Below are 12,700 nucleotides of genomic sequence, written 5' to 3' on the forward strand. Positions count from 1 at the left end.
AATACGCTTGTGATAAAAAATGAAAAATTTGATTATTAGTATATTTTTGATTCTAACCGCCAATCATCGACAAATTATTCATCATGCCGCTATTTGATTCGTGAAGATGATGATGCTCAGGTTTAATCGGCATAAAGCTATGCAGGGTATTCACAAGCCCTGCGACATCGTCTTGCTCGAGATACTGACGAATATCGTAGTTACCTTGGTCGAATAGACACAGATGCACCTTACCTTGACTACTGACCCGCAGACGATTGCAGCTGTCACAGAAATGGGCAGCATAAGGGGCTATCATGCCGATACGGCCTTTATAATCTGGATGGCTATATTCTATCGCTGGACCGTCATTGCTGCCACGCACATGGGTTTGCCAGCCGTGCTTGATTAGATAATTGGTGATGATGTCAGACTGTGCGTGCTGGGCAAAAAACAAATCGCTGTTGTCACTGGTCTGCATAAATTCGATAAAGCGATAGGTGACCGCTCTTTCTTTGACATAGTCGATTGCATTTATCAGATTCTCAAAGGCGGTTTCTGCCATTAAAATACTGTTAATCTTTAGCTTAATATCTGTGGTCGCAAGCAGAGTATCCATATCAGCCAACAGCTGCGGCAACATATCGAAGCCTGTCATCTTATGAAAAGTCGCAGCATCAAAGCTGTCCATACTGATATTTAGCTGATTCAGCCCAGCTGCTTGCCAGTTAGCCAAATGCTTGCCAAGTTTATAGCCATTGCTGGTCATAGCAACCGTTTCAATACCTTCGGTGTTTTTGATGGTTTTAATAATGTCTACCACGTCACGGCGTATAGAGGGCTCACCGCCGGTAATCCTGACTTTTTTGGTGCCAACTTGGGCAAAGCCGCGGATTAGGGTAGCAATTTCCGTGACGCTGAGTTCGTTTTGTGGGGGTTTGCCTTGATAGCCATCTGGCAGGCAATATTCACAGCGAAAATTACAGAAATCAGTAATCGATAAACGCAAATAGGTAAGACGTCGTGCGAAACCATCGGTTAATGGTTGAGAGAGCGTGACCGGAGAATACGTCGACGAGAGAGCCGTTTTCGACGATAAGTCACCGTCAAAAATAGCAGGTGCAGCGGCAGGCGAGTACAATTGCACATTGCCTGCGTTGGGGGCAAGATGGTTCATAGATGATTACCATTAATATTAAGTATAGTGTGTACTTTTAGGCGTTGCCTCAGGTTGTGAGTGGGAAATTCCATTTATAGTTAATTATGACAGCTTGCGCGCAAATAACCATTCACCGTAAGTAAGCTAAAAACTACCACCAAAGTAGTAGATAGCATTTGATAGCAAAGCCTCAGTTTCTCACGATTAATGGCATAAAGAGTTATTAACTATGTAACCATTAATCCGCTATGTAAGGATTAATAGTGCAGTCCTTATTAATAACACAGCGTTTAGCTATATAACCAAGGAAAAGGCTGAACCAATACTTGCTCGCCAGCGGCTACATTGCCAGAATCTTGCGCCAAGACAATAAAGCAATTGGCGTGGCTCAGCTGTTTGATACGGTGCGATTGCTGCTTGCTAAAGCTTTCTACTTCAAACTCACCAGCTGCATTCTGCGACATAATGCCCCTTTGAAAGTCCATCCGTCCGGCTGATTTTTTGATATCGTTTTTAAGGGTAGCGGTCAGGCTAAGCTGCATGGGTCGCTCTTGTGGTGCAGCGCCTGCCATTTGCCACAAAGCGGGAATGACAAATTGTAAGCTGCCAACGACAGTTGATAGGGGATTGCCGGGTAAACCAAAGTATAGTACCGGCTTGGCAAGATTTTGCGTCAGCTCGCCAAAGACAAACGGTTTTCCGGGTTTCATGGCGACTTTATAATGATTAATCTGCCCCAGCTGCTCAATGACGGTGGTTAAAAAGTCATAGTCACCAACCGATACGCCAGCGGTAGAGATAAGGACGTCGCACTCTTGCATCGCTTGGGTTACGGCAGCGGTGGTTCTATCTAAATCATCAGGGATGATGCCATAATCGCGGACAGTGACGGGTAAGCTTGAGAGTAAGGTTTTTAGCGTCGGGGTGTTGGAATTATAGATTTGCGCTAGGCTGGTCAGCTCATTGCCAATCGCCACCAATTCATCGCCCGTCGCGAGTACACCAACGATTAAAGGCTGATAAACATCGACTTTATCAAAACCCAAATTCGCTAATAGGCTGATATCAGTAGGATTTAAGCGTTTACCTTTTTGTAATACCACATCCTTAGCTTCAATCTCTTCGCCTTGCTTACGGATATTGTCATTAGCCTTAGCAGTTTTTCTAAGCGTCATATCATAAGGCTTTGATTTATCAATACGGTCTTTTATAGCGGCAAAATTGGTGTTTTCTTGCATGATAACCGTATCGCAGCTGTCAGGAACGACGGCACCCGTAAAGATGCGCACCCCTTGTCCTGCGACAATGTCACCACGATAAGGACTGCCCGCTTGCGACTCACCGACGATCGCAATCGTGCTTTCGGCGTCAAGCGTACTGCCTTGTGCCAACGCATAACCATCCATCGCCGACAGATTTTGTCTAGGGATAGCAAACGGCGAGACGATATCTGTTGCCAGGATATGATTGCGACTGTCTAATAAATCGTAGCTTACGACGTCTCTTTTGCTGAGCGGAAAATCGTCATTATTATACGTTTCTATACGCTGCGTTATTTTTGCGGTAAGCCCTGCGACAGTAATCATAAATCCCTACTTATTTTATTTATATATATTGAACTGGTATTGAACTGAGATAGCTATTTAGCTTATACAACGGCTAAAGTCATCTAGCTATCGAGATGGTATAACCTAACAAGATACGTTATACCATACGAGCTACTTTATATCATCACTACCTATCATAATGCGGCTTTATCATATGAAAATTAATTGACTGAAAATAGATTGTTCAGCCGCGAAATATGTTTTCTTGTTCAAGCGACATCTCGATACCTTCGATATCGGCATCGTTTGCTAAGGTAAATAAGTAATCGCACAAGGATTGGTGAAAGGCTTGTTGGCTCAGCTTATTATGAATCGCAGGGCTGACTTGCTCATAAGTCATCTGAATGCCAGGCTCTTTGGTTAGCACGTCGACAACATGAAAACCGTAACGGCTCTCGATAGGGCTTGGCGCCAGTCCTGCATCCATTTTAAATAACGCGCCTTCAAATTCTGGTACAGTCTGACCTTTATTAATAATGCCAAGCTCGCCGCCTTGCTCTTTCGATGGGCAAGCGGAATGCTGGCGCGCCAGTTGGATAAACTCGGCATCAGGGTTGGCATTATCTTTAATTTGTTCGATAAATTCGTAAGCGGTTTTTTTAAGTTTTAATCGTTCATCGCCGTCTTCAGGCGGACATGCCAACAAAATATGACGGACATTCATAATAGGGTCGGTCTTAAAGTCAGTGATATTCTGCTTATAATAGCGCTCGCAGGTTGCCATATCGGGCATCGTTGCTTGCACGTTTTTTTCTATTAAGTCAGAGATGGCTTTTTCTTCATCGTCAAGCCATGCTGTCTCGCCAAGGCTTGGCTCATCTAAAACGGCAAGGCGCAAGAGTTCACGCACCACCAAGGCTTGCGTCGCTAAAAACACCGCATCTTCTTTATTTGGGGCAGGGTGGTATTGCAGCTCTTGGGCAATCGCGGTTCTATCTATCATCACACCATTGACGGTTACAGAGGGCAGTTCATCACGGCTAGAGGCAATCAGATTTTTATGGTTGCTGCGCTCTTCTGCCATGGCTTTTTCGATAAACTCTTGGTCAGAATGCGGTTTTTGCAAATCATTTAAGGTTGGCATAACCCGCAAGATATCATCACCGCGACCCGTCGGAGCATGGCTATGACTATGATGGTCATGGTTGTGACTGCCATGCCCATGAGCGTGTTGATGATTTGCATGGTCGGCTGGATTATAAGTACTGACAGTCATGGCGTTACTCCACTAAGGATTTTGGTAATAGAAATTTTAAAATACGATATCATGTTACTGTAAAAAATATGGCTAATAACGATTATCTTTAAAACAAGCTTTATAAAAACCATAAGTATTAAGACTATTTATAAAGGTCTAAACAAAAAAATAGAGCCACCTTTAAATATTTACTCACTAATGAAGCGTTTAAAGGTGACTCTAATGGCAATTGCTCACTGACTTTATATTTCTTTAACAAAGTATCGAGCGTATTTTTCGCACCCTCAATACTTTATTAAATGGATCATTTAAGCCAGCTCTAGGCTCATTTTAGGGCCAAACGGCTCATAATGAACGCTATCAACGCCATGGTCTAAGGCCATTAGACCATCGATGATGCTTTCCATAAACATCATAGAACCACAGACATAAATATCAGCAGGCTTTGGTAAGTTAGCAAGCCATGCTTCATCTAGGATTTGCCCAGATTCAAAGTAAAAAATGTGCTTGTCTACGTTGTCGGCGGCGGCAAGTAATTCATTAACTTTACTATCAAAGGCATGATGCTCTTTATTCTGACAAGCATAAACCCAAACGATAGGACGTTTTGGATTGGCGGTGACTTGCGCCTCTAACATCGACAAAATCGGAGTGACACCAACGCCTGCGCTCACCAGTACCAACGGAATATCATTTTGCTGAATTAAGTCTTGGTTGAGCTCAAAATCACCAGCGGGTGCAGATAATAAAATCGTATCACCAACGTCTAAGTGATCATGTAAGTGGTTTGATACCAAGCCATAATGCTCATTACGGTTGTCGCGTCTAACAGCAAATTGGATACCTTTATCGCTCGTGGCTGAGTATAAAGAATAATGACGTAGAGCAAGATGGTCGCTGTCTTCTGGGTCGGCTTTGACCGTGATGTATTGACCGGCGCTCAGGCTTAATTTGCTTAAATCGATATCGTCGTTTGCGGGAACGACGGTAAAGGCGGCGATATCTGTCGCGGCTTCTACTTTTTCAGTGATTTTAAACGGTGCAAAGCCTTCCCACATTTCTTGCTCATACATGGTTTTTTCTAGCTGAATAAAGACATCAGCAATTTCATCATAGGCTTCAGTCCACGCATCGATGATGTCATCGTTGGCGGCTTCGCCCAATACTTCTTTGATAGCGCCTACTAAGTGATGACCAACAATCGGGTAGTGCTCTGGCAAAATTTGTAAGGCGCGGTGTTTATGGCTGATTTGCGTGACTTGTGGTAGTAGTATAGCCAATTTATCCAAGTGCTTTGCTGCGGCCAAAACCGTCATAGCCAGTGCAGTCTGCTGGCGACCTAGTTTTTGGTTGGTTTCGTTAAAGATATCTAAGAGTTCAGGATGTTGGTTGAACATGTTTTTATAAAAGACGGTCGTAATTGCTGTGCCATGTTCTTCAAGTACAGGAACAGTTGCTTTTACGATCTCTAGTGTTTTTGGTGACGCCATGGTGGATCCTTTAGTGATTTACACAGTGATAAGTTTAGAAGCGTTAGCTCAGTGTATGAGCGTAATAACCTTCATTAAACTGCTTTAGAAAACGCTGGGATTGAGCGTTTAGCGGTCTAATAATTAATATTTTACCATAAGATTCATTAAAAATGAATCTTATGGTATCGTAGCTTTATCTAAACTTGAATGCTGTATCACTATTGTGGCTATTCCTATTAGGAACGTTTCTATTGCGAACGTTTCTCTCTCACAATCTGATAACGGCGACCGAAATACCAGATTGGCGCACTGATAATATGGATAAGCCGTGTGAACGGGAATATCGCAATCAGTGTAATACCGAGCGCCATATGCAGCTGATAAATCAAGTCGGTTTGCTCGATACGCGCCGCTGCCTGCCAAGGTCTTAAAATGGTAATGTCTTGTGCCCAGCCGGCCAAATTCATCATGGTATAACCATCTAAATGCTTGACTGAGGTAAAGATAGAAATTAGACCAAGATTGAGCTGAATAAATAACAATACCAGTACCAGTTTGTCCGAGAACGACGAGGTGTGGGAGATACGCTCATCGGTAAAGCGTCGCCATAGTAGCATCACCAGACCGAACCAACAAAATACTCCCGCGATACCACCGACCACCACCGCTAAAATCTGCTTGTTGCCGGCGCTAATAAAGCGGTCGTAAAGAAAATGCGGCGTCAACATCCCAAATAAATGGCCGAGCAAAACCACGATAATACCAACGTGAAAGAGGTTGCTGGCAAGGCGCATGTTTTTGCTTCTGAGCATCTGTGTTGAGCCGGATTTCCATGAATACTGAGATAAGTCAAAACGTACCCAAGTACCAATGATTGCAATGGTCAACGCAATATACGGATAAACACCAAAAAGGAAGATTTGTAGCCAATTGAGGTTGGCGACAGACTGTACACTCGGATCTGCAATATTCATGTCATCTCTCCTTATTATTGTTTAACCGGTTGGCTGGTTTTAAAATCGACCCAATGTACAGGGGCATCGACCGTATTTGTCGCGGGAGTGGTTCGAACGCCCGCTTTGGCCGCAAGATTTTGGGTACTCGTTTGTGACGGGCAGCGATCTTCTTGCTGCGCATCCAAAAACGTCACCACTTCCTCTTCCCATTCTTTATCTAGCGCCTCAAAGGTGTCGTCGCGCTGTTCTTTGCTGATTTGCTCTTGGTACTCTTCAACGATAGCAAGTGGCTTACCAGCGATTTGCAATAGCGCATTAAAGCAGCCTTGATAAATACTGCCGCGATCCTCTAATCGAGCAGCAAGCAAGGCGATAATATGGCTAACATCGGCAATATCCATACGAATCTGAATATCGTCATTAATCACCGACGCTTGATAGGCTAAAAACTCAAGATATAAAGGCAGATAGTCGGGTAATTCTTTAACACTAATCTCAAAACCGGCTGCTTCATATTGACCCATCAAATCGACCATCGCTTGACCGCGATCACGCGATTCGCCGTGTACGTGCTCAAACAACCACAGCGATAGCGAACGACCGCGCTCAAACAGACCATCATAACGCGCTTGAGCCTCAAGGCAGCCGGTATCGATTAAATCTTCAATCAAGTCGATGATATGGGTGCGTACTTCTGGGCTAATTAGCGTCGAGCGCGCGACAATTTCGGTACAATCAGCGAGGGTATCACCACTAAATAGCTCATTGTTTGGATAATCTATCAGTAAGCTTAATACTTTGAGCAGCTTCAAGTCCGAAGCACCAATAGTCGGGGGCGTCATAGGCTCATGCATGGAATGACTGTTAGGAAATTGAGTAGTTTGCATCTTATGACTCCCACTTTTGGACAGTATCGATGAAATCACGGCGATTGGCTTTACGTTGTCCAAACATGCTGTTGTCAGAATGTCCTGAACAGCCTTCGCCAAAGGTGAAGCCGCAACCGTTACGCTCAGCAAAAGCGTCACTTAAGGCTTCTTCGCGGTGCGCGGTTGGAATCACAAAACGGTCTTCGTAATTGGCGATTGCCAAGTAGCGATACATCTCTTCTACTTGCAGTTTGGTCAGACCAACATCGTCCAAGATACTTTGCACTTCTTGTTTTTCTACCAATTGCATACGCTTATAACTACGCATGGCAAGTAGGCGTTTTAGCGCCAAACGTACTGGCTCTTCATCGCCCGCGGTTAGCATATTGGCAAGATAGCGCAGCGGGATACGTAAGCTGTCGACGTCTGGAATCAGACCATCCATACCAACTTTACCGGCTTCGGCGGCGTTTTGAATTGGTGATAATGGCGGTACATACCAAACCATCGGTAGCGTACGGTACTCAGGATGCAGTGGCAGAGCAAGTTTCCAATCCATCGCCAGCTTATAAACTGGCGAGCGCTGAGCTGAATCGATCACCGATTGTGGTACACCGTCTTTTAACGCTTGGGCGATGACCGCAGGATCATTAGGATCTAAGAATACATCCAACTGTGCTTGATACAAATCTTGCTCGTTAGGGGTGCTAGCGGCTTCGGCGATTTTGTCCGCATCATAAAGTAGGACGCCTAAGTAGCGAATACGGCCAACACAGGTTTCAGAACAAACCGTTGGCAGACCAGCTTCAATACGCGGATAACAGAAGATACATTTTTCAGACTTGCCCGATTTCCAGTTGTAGTAAATCTTTTTGTACGGGCAGCCTGAGATACACATACGCCAGCCGCGGCATTTTTCTTGGTCAATCAAGACAATGCCGTCTTCTTCACGCTTATAAATCGCGCCGCTTGGGCATGACGCCACGCAGGTTGGGTTCAAGCAATGCTCGCACAGACGCGGCAAGTACATCATAAAGGTGTTTTCGTACTGGCCGTAAATATCGGCTTGGATATTGTCAAAGTTTTTATCTTTACGGCGTTTTTCAAACTCTGAGCCGAGGATCTCTTCCCAGTTCGGACCCCACTCAATCTTTTGCATACGCTTGCCAGTAATGGCTGAGCGCGGGCGGGCGATAGGCGAGTAATTACCGAGCGGAGCAGTATGCAGATGCTGATAATCAAAATCAAAGGGTTCGTAATAATCATCAATCTCTGGTAAGTCAGGGTTGGCAAAAATATTTGCCAACACGCGGAACTTACCACCGATACGCGGGTTTATCGTGCCGTTGGCGTTACGTATCCAGCCGCCGTTCCATTTATTTTGATTTTCCCACTCTTTGGGATAACCGATACCAGGCTTTGACTCAACGTTGTTGAACCACGCGTATTCCATACCTTCGCGGCTGGTCCAAACGTTTTTACAGGTGACCGAGCAGGTGTGACAACCGATACATTTATCGAGGTTAAGCACCATGCCGACTTGTGAACGAATTTTCATGGGGTGTGCTCCAAGCTTTTGTATAAAAGCAATTAATATAAGTACTTATCAGTAGCAATGTATAAACGTGCTATTAACCATCAAGGGTGGTTGGCAATGGGCGTGGTAATGAGTCATCTGGTTTTTCTTCCAACCAATCGATTTTCGACATTTTGCGAATCACCACAAACTCATCACGGTTACAACCGACAGTGCCATAGTAGTTAAAACCGTAAGACTGCTGCGCGTAGCTGCCAATCATGTGCGTCGGTTTTAGGATAGTACGGGTCACTGAGTTGTGAATACCGCCGCGAATACCGGTTTGCTGCGAGCCTGGAACGTTGACCAATTTTTCTTGGGCGTGGTACATCATCGTCATGCCTTCTTTGACGCGCTGACTAACGATGGCGCGCGCGGTAATGGCACCGTTAGCGTTAAAGACTTCAATCCAGTCGTTATCGACGATACCGGCTTTTGCAGCATCGACTTCTGATAACCACACACAAGGACCACCGCGGCTCAATGTCAGCATGAGCAAGTTTTCAGAGTAAGTACTATGAATACCCCATTTTTGGTGCGGTGTTAAAAAGTTCAGCACTATCTCTTTATTACCATTGGGCTTGGTATTTTGGATAATCTCCGTCGTCTTGGTATCGATAGGCGGACGATACTGCTGCATTTGCTCACCAAACGCCTGCATCCAAGGGTGATCTTGATAAAACTGTTGACGACCGGTAATCGTACGCCAAGGAATCAGCTCATGGACGTTGGTATAACCGGCGTTATAGCTCACTTCATCAGATTCAATACCCGACCACGTCGGGCTTGAGATGATTTTACGTGGCTGCGCGACGATATCTTTAAAGCGAATCTTTTCATGCTCACTGGATTTGGCCAAATGCGTATGGTCGCGACCGGTAAATTCAGACAGTGCCGCCCAGCCTTTAACGGCAACGTGGCCATTGGTTTCAGGGGCCAGCATCAAAATCATCTCAGACGCATTCACCGCGGTATTTAGACGAGGACGACCTTCAGAGATACCCGGCTCAGTGACACGGTGGTTTAAATCACCCAGTTGTTTGACCTCGGTTTTCATGTCCCAATTCAAACCTTTTGAGCCATTGCCCAGTTTTTCTAGAGCCGGACCCATAGAGGTGAATTTCTTATAGGTATTAGGATAGTCGCGCTCAACGATTTTAATCATTGGGCAGTTTTTACCAGGAACCGGTTTTTCGCCAGCCGTTTTCCAGTCGGTGCCGCCAAATGGCTGCGCAAGCTCGCCTGGGCTATCATGCTGCATAGGCAGAGTAACCACATCGGTTTCCACGCCCAAATGACCTTTTGATAGCTCAGAGAAGCTCTTAGCAATGCCTTTATAAATCTCCCAATCCGATTTAGATTCCCAAGCAGGGTCGGTGGCGGCAGTTAATGGGTGAATAAACGGGTGCATGTCTGAGGTATTCATGTCGTCTTTTTCATACCAAGTCGCGGTCGGCAGGACGATATCAGAGTACAAACAGGTCGAGGACATCCGGAAATCAAGCGTTACGACCAAATCAAGCTTGCCAGTAGGGCCTTTTTCTACCCAATCGACTTCTTTTGGCTGCAAATGACCCGTCGGGTTTTCTTCGTTAAGCAGACCGTTTCTGGTGCCCAAGAAGTAATGGAGCATATATTCATGACCCTTACCTGATGAACCCAAGAGGTTTGAGCGCCAAATAAACATATTGCGCGGGAAGTTCACCGGGTTGTCGGGTGATTCACAAGCAAAGCGTAAGCTGCCGTCTTCTAATGAGTCGACCACATACTCTTCTACGTCTTTACCGCTGGCTTTTGCGGCGGCGGCTATGGTCAATGGATTACGGTTGAGCTGCGGCGCTGATGGTAACCAACCTGCGCGCTCTGCTTGGATGTTGTAATCAAGCATGTGCTCTGGGAAGAATTTTTTATTGGCATTTGGCGAGAGAATCTCATGAGCTGAGATGGTTTCATGACGCCACTGTGAGCTGTGCTCATAAAAGAAGCTGGTACCGGCCATTTGGCGCGGTGGACGATGCCAATCAAGAGCAAAGGCAAGGGGTAACCAGCCAGTTTGTGGGCGCAGTTTTTCTTGACCAACATAGTGCGCCCAGCCGCCGCCAGATTTGCCGATACAGCCGCACAGCATGAGCATATTAATCACGCCGCGATAGTTCATATCGAGGTGATACCAGTGGTTCATACCCGCACCGATGATAATCATCGATTTACCATGGGTTTTATGGGCGTTTTCAGCAAACTCGCGAGCCACTTGAATCACGCGCTCACGGCTAAGACCAGTAATTACTTCTTGCCAAGCTGGCGTGCCCGGTACGCTTGCATCGTTATAATCATCGGTGACGTGCTCGCCGCCGACGCCATTGTCAACACCAAGGTTGGCCACGGTTAAATCAAATACTGTCGCAACGATGGCGGTGCTGCCATCGGCAAGGGTAATGGTTTTGCAAGGGACGGTTTTTTGCTGGATAGGCTCGCCTGGCACCGAGGTAAAATGCGGATGATCCACATGACCAAAGTAGTCAAAGCCCACGACACAAGTCTCAGCGCTGTCTTTTAAGGTAAGCGTCAGATCGATGTCTTCGCCTGTGGTGCCGTTCTTTTGCTCAAGATTCCACTTGCCTTTTTCGCCCCAACGGTAGCCGATTGAGCCCAGCGGAGAAACCAATTCGCCGTCATTATTTAAGGCGATGGTTTTCCATTCAGGATTGTTTTCTTGACCCAAGTCATCGACCAAGTCAGAAGCACGCAGGTAGCGACCCGCACGGCGCGCGCCATCTTCACCTTCTAGCATTACAAGCACCGGCAAATCGGTATAACGCTTGGCGTAGTCTAAGAAATAATCACTTGGCTGCTTGAGGTAAAACTCTTTGATAATGACATGACAAAACGCCTGCGCCACTGCCGCATCTGTACCTTGTTTAGGATTGAGCCATAAGTCGGTCAGCTTAGAGATTTCTGCATAGTCAGGGGTGATAGAGACGGTTTTGGTACCTTTATAACGTACTTCGGTAAAGAAATGCGCATCTGGCGTCCGCGTTTGCGGCACGTTTGAGCCCCACGCGATGATATAATCAGAGTTGTACCAATCGGCTGATTCTGGTACGTCGGTTTGCTCGCCCCAAACCATCGGTGATGACGGAGGTAAGTCACAATACCAGTCATAAAATGACAAACAAACACCGCCGATAAGCGACAAATAGCGGCTACCAGAGGCGTAACTGACCATCGACATCGCAGGAATCGGCGAGAAACCAATAATGCGGTCCGGCCCAAAGGTTTTAGCGGTATAAACGTTGCTGGCAGCGATGATTTCGTTGACCTCTGCCCATGTTGAGCGAATAAAGCCACCAAGACCACGCTTAGATTTATACTGTTCAGCTTTGATAGGGTCTTGAACGATACTGCCCCAAGCATCGACAGGGTCAGGATACTGAGCTTTGGCTTCGCGCCATAATTTTAGTAGGGGTTTACGTACCTTTGGATATTTGACACGGTTGGCAGAGTACATATACCAGCTGTAGCTTGCGCCGCGAGGACAGCCGCGTGGTTCATGGTTTGGTAAGTCAGGGCGGGTTTCAGGATAGTCGGTTTGCTGGGTTTCCCACGTCACCAAGCCGTTTTTGACATAAATCTTCCACGAGCAAGAGCCGGTACAGTTGACCCCATGCGTTGAGCGCACAATTTTGTCATACTGCCAACGGCTACGATACACGTTTTCCCAGTCACGAGACTCATCACGCGTCTCGCCATGCCCATCGGAAAATTCGCCCTGTTTACGTTTAAAAAAACGGAATTGGTCGAGTAAATGGCTCATTTCGCTATCCTCTGTTTTATTGCCTATGGTGTATCTAAAGCTGAGTGCCGCATGCTGGTATCGTCGTACT

At 46.0% G+C, this 12,700-nt stretch carries 8 protein-coding genes; all 8 read right to left on the reverse strand.

Features of this window, described 5'->3' with window-relative positions:
* Positions 1-52: 52 nt before the first annotated feature.
* The 8 genes from moaA to CXF58_RS13550 all read right to left on the reverse strand — a co-directional run bounded on the left by moaA (position 53) and on the right by CXF58_RS13550 (position 12,630).
* Positions 53-1,156 (reverse strand): GTP 3',8-cyclase MoaA, encoded by a 1,104-nt coding sequence (gene moaA / locus CXF58_RS13515; RefSeq protein WP_102077826.1) that lies wholly within the window; start codon positions 1,154-1,156, stop codon positions 53-55.
* A gap of 272 nt (positions 1,157-1,428) precedes the next feature.
* A complete protein-coding gene (gene glp / locus CXF58_RS13520) occupies positions 1,429-2,724 on the reverse strand; it encodes a molybdopterin molybdotransferase MoeA (protein ID WP_102077827.1) in 1,296 nt (431 codons plus the stop codon).
* A gap of 205 nt (positions 2,725-2,929) precedes the next feature.
* Entirely contained in the window at positions 2,930-3,829 is a 900-nt protein-coding gene (locus CXF58_RS13525) for a peptidylprolyl isomerase (protein ID WP_373681943.1), read from the reverse strand.
* Between the two features lie 422 nt (positions 3,830-4,251).
* Complete coding sequence (locus tag CXF58_RS13530; protein WP_102077829.1) at positions 4,252-5,433, reverse strand: globin domain-containing protein; 1,182 nt, start codon at positions 5,431-5,433, stop codon at positions 4,252-4,254.
* A gap of 230 nt (positions 5,434-5,663) precedes the next feature.
* Entirely contained in the window at positions 5,664-6,389 is a 726-nt protein-coding gene (narI, locus tag CXF58_RS13535) for a respiratory nitrate reductase subunit gamma (RefSeq protein ID WP_102077830.1), read from the reverse strand.
* 14 nt (positions 6,390-6,403) lie between these two features.
* Entirely contained in the window at positions 6,404-7,213 is an 810-nt protein-coding gene (gene narJ, locus CXF58_RS13540; protein WP_228706617.1) for a nitrate reductase molybdenum cofactor assembly chaperone, read from the reverse strand.
* Between the two features lie 46 nt (positions 7,214-7,259).
* On the reverse strand, positions 7,260-8,798 hold the full coding sequence (gene narH, locus CXF58_RS13545) for a nitrate reductase subunit beta (RefSeq protein WP_068404987.1): 1,539 nt from the start codon (positions 8,796-8,798) through the stop codon (positions 7,260-7,262).
* A 73-nt stretch (positions 8,799-8,871) separates the two neighbouring features.
* Positions 8,872-12,630: a nitrate reductase subunit alpha gene (locus tag CXF58_RS13550; RefSeq protein ID WP_068404989.1), complete on the reverse strand. Its 3,759-nt coding sequence runs from the start codon at positions 12,628-12,630 to the stop codon at positions 8,872-8,874.
* Positions 12,631-12,700: the final 70 nt, after the last annotated feature.

This window comes from Psychrobacter sp. Sarcosine-02u-2 (assembly GCF_002836335.1).
Taxonomy (GTDB): domain Bacteria; phylum Pseudomonadota; class Gammaproteobacteria; order Pseudomonadales; family Moraxellaceae; genus Psychrobacter; species Psychrobacter faecalis.

Bases quoted from the DNA above. Each gene is read 5' to 3' on its own strand.
- moaA (WP_102077826.1), bottom strand. From the start codon at position 1,156: ATGAACCATCTTGCCCCCAACGCAGGCAATGTGCAATTGTACTCGCCT.
- glp (WP_102077827.1), bottom strand. From the start codon at position 2,724: ATGATTACTGTCGCAGGGCTTACCGCAAAAATAACGCAGCGTATAGAA.
- CXF58_RS13525 (WP_373681943.1), bottom strand. From the start codon at position 3,829: ATGCCAACCTTAAATGATTTGCAAAAACCGCATTCTGACCAAGAGTTT.
- CXF58_RS13530 (WP_102077829.1), bottom strand. From the start codon at position 5,433: ATGGCGTCACCAAAAACACTAGAGATCGTAAAAGCAACTGTTCCTGTA.
- narI (WP_102077830.1), bottom strand. From the start codon at position 6,389: ATGAATATTGCAGATCCGAGTGTACAGTCTGTCGCCAACCTCAATTGG.
- narJ (WP_228706617.1), bottom strand. From the start codon at position 7,213: ATGACGCCCCCGACTATTGGTGCTTCGGACTTGAAGCTGCTCAAAGTA.
- narH (WP_068404987.1), bottom strand. From the start codon at position 8,798: ATGAAAATTCGTTCACAAGTCGGCATGGTGCTTAACCTCGATAAATGT.
- CXF58_RS13550 (WP_068404989.1), bottom strand. From the start codon at position 12,630: ATGAGCCATTTACTCGACCAATTCCGTTTTTTTAAACGTAAACAGGGC.